We start from the raw sequence: 6,965 nt of genomic DNA, 5'->3' as shown, positions 1-6,965 counted from the left end.
AGCGATAATCCCATTGCTGGACTGCCCGCTGTGGCAGGCTGACCAGCTCGGCCCGCACCGGAATTGCCCGGTGACCCACCATGCCAGCTACACCACTCTGTGGGACACGATCGCGCCAAGCCGGCTAGACCTCTATTCGTTCCACGCGCCGGAGATCGGATGCATCGGCAAGGGCGAGGCATCCGCGCCTCACGAGTTCGGCGTCAGGGCCTCGATCGTCACCACCAATGGGCGCGCGCCGGGCGGCCAGTTCGCGCTCCACATGCAGTAGCTTCCCAGCAATTCCTACGATGGCCATACGCTCGCAGCGTCACTGAGGCGATCGACAAGCTGACGGGCGCGTCTATGCCGACAAGGGGTATCGCGGCCACACCACGGATCGGCCGCGCGGCGTTTCAACGTTCAAAGACATTGGGGCTGGACAGCACCGAAGATCGGGACTCGCCAACGGCACGTCCCCGGGTGCGCTTTTCAAATTATTGAGAGCAGGACGTCGAAAAACACCGTTTGAAAAACCGTTTTAGTTTTCCAGCTCAAACGGTGTTTCCGCATAAGTCCTTGAAAGGCTTGGTGGGCGCACTAGGGCTCGAACCTAGGACCCGCTGATTAAGAGTCAGCTGCTCTACCAACTGAGCTATGCGCCCGGATCTGCATCCGGTGAAAGCCTTCCGCGAGAGCCGGTCGTTTAGCAAAGCGATTCCGGGATGTCCAGCGATCCCTGACGATTTTTCGGCATTTTCGACGCAGAAAAACCGCCGGCGGGCGGCGGTTTTTCCCAGGCGAATAGCGCAGCGGATTCAGGGGGATCGTTAACCGATCTTCAGAGCCGGCCGGCGTCGCGCTCGTCGTCGGACCAGCCCATGCGATCCATCGGCGGATGGCCCATCGGGCCGGGGCCGAATCTGTTCTCCCCGAAGCGCGGGCCCTCCGGGCCGCCCTCGCCGCGATCCATCCAGCGGTGATGGCGCGGGCCGTCGGGTCCCATCATCCGTCCCATCGGCCGGGTCAGCATCGACAGCCGCCGCTTCTGGCCCTCGTCGAGGGTCTTGTAGAGCGGGTCGGCGGCGTCGGCGACCTTCTTCATCGCGTCCGCAGTCGCGGCCATGGTGTCGGCATGCTCGCGCAGCCGCGCCACCGGGTCGACGTCCTTGTCCTGCGCATCGTCAGCCGCCTTCATCCGCGCATTGGCGCGGTCGAAGCGCAGCTTGACCAGATCGCGCACCGCGCTCTCGACCGGCGGCCACAGCTTCTCCTGGTCCGCGTTCAGCTTCAGGCCGGCATGGACCGAAGCGATGCGCGCATCGAGCATGGCCGCGCGGTCTTCCGGATTCATGCGCACGTGATGCATGTGATCATGGATCCAGCCGCGCTGTGCGTAGACCGCGGTCGAGCCGGCAATGGCGAGCACGGCGACAGCGGCAATGGTGAACGTTCTCATGCCAACCTCCTTGGAAAGCCGGATCAGCATGAGCCTGCCGACCTGCGCCTTCAACTTACAGTTTGGACAGAGTGTACGACCTTACGAAGATGTAATTGCTTCAAATACCTTTCTGTTTTTGCAATTCGGTTTCATTCCATTGCTGCGCCTCACAGCATCCCCAACAGGTGCGGCAACCACAGCGAGATTTCCGGGATGTAGGTGATCAGCCCGAGGAAGATCAGCATCGCGCACAGCCACGGCAGCACCGCGATCGTGATCTCGCTGATGCCCATCTTCGCGATGCTGGATGCGATGTACAGATTGAGTCCCACCGGCGGATGGCAGAGGCCGACCTCGGTATTCACGATCATCAGCACGCCGAGATGCACCGGGTTCACCCCGAGCTTGGTCGCCAGCGGGTACAGGATCGGGGCCATGATCAGGAGGATCGACGACGGGTCCATCACGTTGCCGGCGAGCAGCAGGATGACGTTCACGACCAGCAAGAACATCCAGATCGAGAAGTTCTTGTCGATGATCCAGGCCGCCATCGCCTGCGGAATCTGCTCGTGCGTCATCAGGAACGAGAACAGCACCGCGTTGGTGATGATGTAGAGCAGCATCGAGCTCATGCTCGCGGCCTGCAGCAGTACTTTCGGCACGTCGACGAGCTTCAGCTCCTTGTAGACGAACACGGTGATGCAGAACGCGTAGACCGCCGCCACCGCCGCGGCCTCGGTGGGCGTGAAGATGCCGCCGTAGATGCCGCCGAGCACGATGAAGATCAGCAGGAGGCCCCAGAGGCTCTCGCGGAACGCCTTGAACTGCTGTCCGAGCGTCGCGCGCTTCATCCGCGGATAGCCGTTGCGCCAGGCCACGAACCAGGTGACCGCGGCCAGCATCAGCGCGAGCATGATGCCCGGCACGATGCCGGCCATGAAGAGCGCGCCGATCGAGGTGTTGGTGGAGACGCCGTACAGCACCAGGATGATCGACGGCGGGACCAGGATGCCGAGCGCGCCGGAGGTGGAGATGACGCCGACGCCGAAGCGGCTGGGATAGCCGTACTGCACCATTGCCGGCATCATGATCGAACCAATCGCCACCACCGTGGCGACGCTGGAGCCGGAGATGGCGGCGAACATCGCGCAGGCCGCAACGCCGGCGAGGCCGAGACCGCCTGGAAGATGCCCGACGAGCGAGGTGGTGAAGGCGATCATCCGGCGGGCGACGCCGCCGCGCGTCAGAAAGGTGCCGGCCAGGATGAAGAAGGGGATCGCCATGATGCCGAAATTGTCCAGGCCTGAGAACAGCTTCAGGCCGACGCTTTCGATCGGGACCTCGGTCATCGTGAACAGGAAGGTCAGCACGGTCAGGCCGAGCGAGATCGAGATCGGCATGCCCGTCAGCATCAGGGCGAACAGCAGCCCGAAGATCAGCGCCGCGCTCATCACGCTTCTCCCAGCGCGATCGGCGCCTTAGGGCTGACCTCGATATCATCGACATGGGTGGCGTCGTGATGCGGCAGCTCGCCGTCGCGCCAATAGCTCCACATCACCTGCATGAAGCGGAACGACATCAGGTAGGAGCCGAGCGGAATGCAGGCATAGACCAGCCAGCTCGGCAGTTCGAGATCGGGCGAGACCTGGTCGGTGTGCATCAGCTCGATGACGAATTTGGCGCCCATCGTGCCGACGATCGCCGTGAACAGCGCCCCGCCGAACAGACCGAACAGGATCACTCCCTTCCGCCAGCGCTCGTTGAGCCGGTTGATCAGGACGTCGACGCCGACATGGATGCCGGTGCGCACGCCATAGGCGGCGCCGAACTTCGCCATCCAGATGAACATGTAGATGCAGAGTTCCTGCGACCACGCCAGGTTGATCTGGAACAGGTAGGGATAGAGGACGGGAACGTCGACCAGGAAGCGGTGGGCCACGGCGATGAAGGTGATCAGCGTCGCGGCCCCCATCAGGCTCGCGATGATGATCTCCTCGAGCCGGTCGAGAATACGAAGCAGCATTGAGGTCCCCAGCAGAACGGCGGGAGCCCGAGCACGGCGCGTGCCGCGGGCCGGCCAACACGGCTCCGCGGCGGCGCCGCCGCGGAGATCATCGACGGGAGCACGGCGGAGCGCGCGCTCAATTCATCGGGCTGCGGCCGGTCTCCTTGAGGAATTCGTCGATCAGGGGCTGACCGACGCGGCCGGCGACGTCCTTGTAGACCGGCATCATCGCCTTGCGCATCGCCTCGTCCTGCTCGGGCGTCAGCGTCACGATCTCGGTCTTGCCGCTCTTCTTGATCTCGGCGAGCGCGTCGTCGTTCTCCTTGGCCGACTGGCCGTTGCCGTATTCCGTCGCCTCCTTCATCGCCTTCTCGCAGGCCGAACGGACATCCGCGGGCAGGCCGTCCCAGAACTTCTTGTTCACGACGACGACGTAGCCGATGTAGCCGTGGTTCGTGACGGTCGCGAACTTCTGCACCTCGTGCATCTTCTGGGTGTAGATGTTCGACCAGGTGTTCTCCTGACCATCGACCACCCCGGTCTGCAGCGCCTGGTAGACTTCCGAGAACGCCATCACCTGCGGGATCGAGCCGAGCGCGCGGAACTGCGCCTCCAGCACCTTCGACGACTGGATGCGGAATTTCAGGCCCTTGTAGTCGGACGGCTGCACCAGCTTCTTGTTGGCGGTCATCTGCTTGAAGCCGTTGTCCCAATAGGCCAGCCCGGTCATGCCTTTGGAATCGAGCAGCTTGAGCAGCCGGGCGCCGAGCGGGCCATCGGTCACCTTGCGCAGCGTCTTGAGGTCCGGAAGGATGTAGGGCAGATCGAACACCTCGAATTCGCGGATGCCGATCGGCCCGAACTTCGAGTTCGACGGCGCCAGCATCTGCACGGCGCCGAGCTGCAGCGCCTCGAGCTCTTCCTTGTCCTTGTAGAGCGTGGAGTTGGGGTAGACCTCGACCTTGACCTTGCCGCCGGTATATTTCTCGGCCAGCTCCTTGAACTTGTCGGCGGCCTTGCCCTTCGGCGTATCGGCAGCGACCACGTGGCTGAACTTGATCACGATCGGATTGTCAGCGGCCGCGGCCGGGCCGCTCAGCGCGATCACCGCAAGCGAGGCCGCGGTGGCGATCCAGCCGCCCAGGGTGAAATGGCGAAGTGTGAATTGACGCAAAGTGGCCTCCCGACGTTTTCGGGGGGCATTGCAATGACGCCCCCGCTTGTATGCCAAGGACATTGTTAGCTGGTCGACGGCGGGAACGCCATTGACCGTTAGCCGAAGGCACGGGATTCCCGTGCTGCGATGCAAAAGCGCCTGCCGCCTTGGCTGTCGTTCCGGGGCGGCGCATCACGCCGAACCCGGAACCTCGGGATTGTCGGAGCCGGTGCAAGCCAGGCTCGGGATTCCGGGTTCGGCCGCCGGCGCGGCTGCCCCGGAATGACGTCCGGCGGGGTCAACTCGCCGCGGCCGCCGATGCGCCCTGCCCCTGCGCGACGTCGCGCTGGCGCTTCATCACCAGCTTGTTCAGCGCGCCGAGATAGGCCTTGGCCGAGGCCACCAGCGTGTCCGGATCGGCGGCGCGCGCGGTCATCGAGCGGCCGTCCTGCGACAGGCGCACCGAGACCTCGGCCTGCGCATCGGTGCCCTCGGTCACGGCGTGGACCTGGTACAGCTCCAGCTTGGCCTCGTGCGGCACCAGCGACTTGATGCAGTTGAACACCGCATCGACCGGGCCGTTGCCCTCGCTCTCCTCGATCCTGGTGACGCCGTCGATGTCGAGCTTCATGGTCGCGCGCTGCGGGCCGCGGGTGCCGGCGATCACGCTCAAGGACAGCAGCTTGATGCGGTCATGCGCGCTCACCATGCCCTCGTCGATCAGCGCCTCGATGTCCTCATCGTAGATCTGCTTCTTGCGGTCGGCGAGCGCCTTGAAGCGGACGAAGGCGTCCTCGACCTGGTTGCTCGACAGCTTGTGGCCCATCTCCTCCAGCTTGTGGATGAAGGCGTGGCGGCCGGAATGCTTGCCCATCACCAGCGAGGTCTGCTTCACGCCGACCGTCTCCGGCAGCATGATCTCGTAGGTCTGCGCATTCTTCAGCATGCCGTCCTGATGGATGCCGCTCTCATGGGCGAACGCGTTACGGCCGACGATGGCCTTGTTGTACTGTACCGGGAACGAGGTCGCCGCCGACACCACCTTCGAGGCATGGGTCAGCTGCGTGGTGTCGATCTTGTTCCAGAACGGCAGCTTGTCGTTGCGCACGCGCATCGCCATCACGACCTCTTCCAGGGCCGCATTGCCGGCGCGCTCGCCGATCCCGTTGATGGTGCATTCGATCTGGCGGGCGCCAGCGCGCACGCCGGCCATCGAGTTGGCGACCGCCATGCCGAGGTCGTTGTGGCAGTGAACCGAGAACACCGCCTTGTCGGAGTTCGGCACCGTCTCGCGCACCCGCTTGAACAGGTCGTAATACTCTTCCGGCACGGCGTAGCCGACGGTGTCCGGAATGTTGATGGTGGTGGCGCCGGCCTTGATCGCGGCCTCGACGCAGCGGCACAGGAAGTCGAACTCGGTGCGGGTGCCGTCCTCCGACGACCACTCGACGTCATCGGTGTGGTTGCGCGCGCGCGTCACCGAGGAGACGACCAGCTCATAGACCTGCTGCGGATCCATCTGCAGCTTGTACTTCATGTGCACCGGCGAGGTGGACAGGAAGGTATGGATGCGGCCGCGCTTGGCCGGGCGGATCGCCTCGGCGCAGCGGTCGATGTCCTTGGCGCCGGCGCGCGACAGGCCGCAGATCACCGCGTTCTTCGAGCGCTTGGCGATCTCGTTGACGGCCTCGAAGTCGCCGTCGGAGGCGATCGGGAAGCCGGCCTCGATGATGTCGACGCCCATGTCGTCCAGCATCGCCGCGATGTTGAGCTTCTCCTCGAAGGTCATGGTGGCGCCGGGGCACTGCTCGCCGTCGCGCAGGGTGGTGTCGAAAATGACGACGCGGTCCTTGTCGGACTGGACGGGATTGGACATTGGCTGATTCCTCGGATTTCGGGTGGTGCGCCTGGCTGTCAGGATCTCTGAACAAGGGGCGCTGAAGGGTGTTTCGGTGTCGAAGCAGCCCCCTGAGTGCCCAGGCGCATCCCGCCCAGCCGGCCCTCAGGGGCAGCTAAGAAGCAGAAGCTCGCGCGCGCCGGCAATCGAGCCAATCAGGCCGCGAGCGGACAGCGAGGCGAGCGCGATCGACCGGGCGTCTGCCCCGGCGATGGCCTCGATCTCTGCGCTGCGAATCAGCATTGCCAAACCCTTTGCGAAGACACGAAAATCGTGCGGCAAAACCATTGACGGAGTGTTGCCGAGGTGCCCTCGCCCGAGCTTTTACCGGGAATGAAAGGGCCTCGCAACGCCGAATAAGGGTCAGGAGGCATGACGTATTGGGGCATCGGGCTCGCGCCGCTCGCCACATAAGCCGCTCGCCACATGCCGCTCTCCCAACAAGCGGTGTCATCCCGGGCAAGGCCGCCAACGCGCTAGCGTTGGC

General features: G+C 64.2%; 6 protein-coding genes, 1 tRNA gene and 1 pseudogene. 1 reads left to right on the top strand and 7 read right to left on the bottom strand.

The features are described from left to right. Positions 1-130 precede the first annotated feature (130 nt). Positions 131-395, top strand: a pseudogene (locus BRAS3809_RS37720) (IS5/IS1182 family transposase); the annotation flags it as partial. A gap of 173 nt (positions 396-568) precedes the next feature. On the opposite strand, the gene BRAS3809_RS01360 reads toward BRAS3809_RS37720, so the two are convergent. From BRAS3809_RS01360 to BRAS3809_RS01330, 7 genes are all read right to left on the bottom strand, one after another. Next, positions 569-644, bottom strand: a tRNA-Lys gene (locus BRAS3809_RS01360). Positions 645-820: 176 nt separating this feature from the next. Then, positions 821-1,438 (bottom strand): Spy/CpxP family protein refolding chaperone, encoded by a 618-nt coding sequence (locus BRAS3809_RS01355; RefSeq protein WP_008960305.1) that lies wholly within the window; start codon positions 1,436-1,438, stop codon positions 821-823. Positions 1,439-1,587: 149 nt separating this feature from the next. After that, positions 1,588-2,871, bottom strand: a complete 1,284-nt coding sequence (locus tag BRAS3809_RS01350; protein WP_008960304.1) for a TRAP transporter large permease — start codon at positions 2,869-2,871, stop codon at positions 1,588-1,590. Next, a complete protein-coding gene (locus BRAS3809_RS01345; RefSeq protein WP_008960303.1) occupies positions 2,871-3,443 on the bottom strand; it encodes a TRAP transporter small permease in 573 nt (190 codons plus the stop codon). Before BRAS3809_RS01345 ends, BRAS3809_RS01350 begins: the two co-directional genes overlap by 1 nt. Before the next feature lie 118 nt (positions 3,444-3,561). Next, the gene (locus tag BRAS3809_RS01340) at positions 3,562-4,599 is read right to left on the bottom strand and encodes a TRAP transporter substrate-binding protein (protein ID WP_008960302.1); all 1,038 of its coding nucleotides are present in this window, start codon (positions 4,597-4,599) and stop codon (positions 3,562-3,564) included. A 280-nt stretch (positions 4,600-4,879) separates the two neighbouring features. Further along, positions 4,880-6,457 carry a 2-isopropylmalate synthase gene (locus BRAS3809_RS01335; protein ID WP_008960301.1) on the bottom strand — a complete coding sequence of 526 codons (1,578 nt, stop codon included), beginning with the start codon at positions 6,455-6,457 and terminating at the stop codon, positions 4,880-4,882. A 126-nt stretch (positions 6,458-6,583) separates the two neighbouring features. Next, positions 6,584-6,721 (bottom strand): hypothetical protein, encoded by a 138-nt coding sequence (locus BRAS3809_RS01330; RefSeq protein ID WP_170323237.1) that lies wholly within the window; start codon positions 6,719-6,721, stop codon positions 6,584-6,586. Positions 6,722-6,965 lie beyond the last annotated feature (244 nt).

Source organism: Bradyrhizobium sp. STM 3809 (assembly GCF_000239795.1).
Lineage (GTDB): Bacteria > Pseudomonadota > Alphaproteobacteria > Rhizobiales > Xanthobacteraceae > Bradyrhizobium.
Note: the sequence above shows the minus strand (reverse complement) of the source record. Positions and strands in the feature narration are given on the sequence as shown.

What these genes read in the sequence shown, in the direction of transcription:
- BRAS3809_RS01355 (WP_008960305.1), bottom strand. Translation starts at nt 1,438, where the DNA reads ATGAGAACGTTCACCATTGCCGCTGTCGCCGTGCTCGCCATTGCCGGC.
- BRAS3809_RS01350 (WP_008960304.1), bottom strand. Translation starts at nt 2,871, where the DNA reads ATGAGCGCGGCGCTGATCTTCGGGCTGCTGTTCGCCCTGATGCTGACG.
- BRAS3809_RS01345 (WP_008960303.1), bottom strand. Translation starts at nt 3,443, where the DNA reads ATGCTGCTTCGTATTCTCGACCGGCTCGAGGAGATCATCATCGCGAGC.
- BRAS3809_RS01335 (WP_008960301.1), bottom strand. Translation starts at nt 6,457, where the DNA reads ATGTCCAATCCCGTCCAGTCCGACAAGGACCGCGTCGTCATTTTCGAC.
- BRAS3809_RS01330 (WP_170323237.1), bottom strand. Translation starts at nt 6,721, where the DNA reads ATGCTGATTCGCAGCGCAGAGATCGAGGCCATCGCCGGGGCAGACGCC.